Source organism: Bacillus sp. JJ1503, from assembly GCF_036965125.1.
Classification (GTDB): Bacteria; Bacillota; Bacilli; order Bacillales; family Cytobacillaceae; genus Cytobacillus.
The window spans coordinates 15,985-16,395 of sequence record NZ_JBALOZ010000091.1 but is presented as its reverse complement, the minus strand read 5'-3'; the positions used below and the strand labels follow the sequence as shown (position 1 = coordinate 16,395).

Below are 411 nucleotides of genomic sequence, written 5' to 3'. Positions count from 1 at the left end.
TTTACGTATTTATTTATTTCACATGATTTAAGTGTTATTAAACATATGTGTACAAGAGTTGGCGTTATGTACTTAGGGGAGATTGTAGAAATTGGAGAGGTGGATCAAGTCTTTGATAAGCCTGCCCACCCCTATACACAACTGCTCTTGCAATCTTTGCCGACCATCGATGAACAGTCCGCTTTTTCCCTTACGATGTATGAAGGTGAAATGCCTAAAGCTATCGATCCACCTGAGGGCTGCCGCTTTGCACAACGATGCCTTTATGCTGTTGAAGACTGCTCAGAAAAGCAAGAACTAGTAGATTATGATGATGGGCGGATGGTCCGGTGTCATTTGGTAAAGAGCTGATGGATGAAAGGTTCATGGTATACGTTTTGATAAGAAAGCGGCTCAAACGGTAGTCATGAG

1 protein-coding gene is annotated in these 411 nt (G+C 42.3%); it reads left to right on the top strand.

What is annotated here, in order from left to right:
• Positions 1 to 351: ABC transporter ATP-binding protein (locus tag V7149_RS08485; protein ID WP_335345214.1), on the top strand; the 351-nt coding region annotated here is incomplete at its 5' end.
• Positions 352 to 411: the final 60 nt, after the last annotated feature.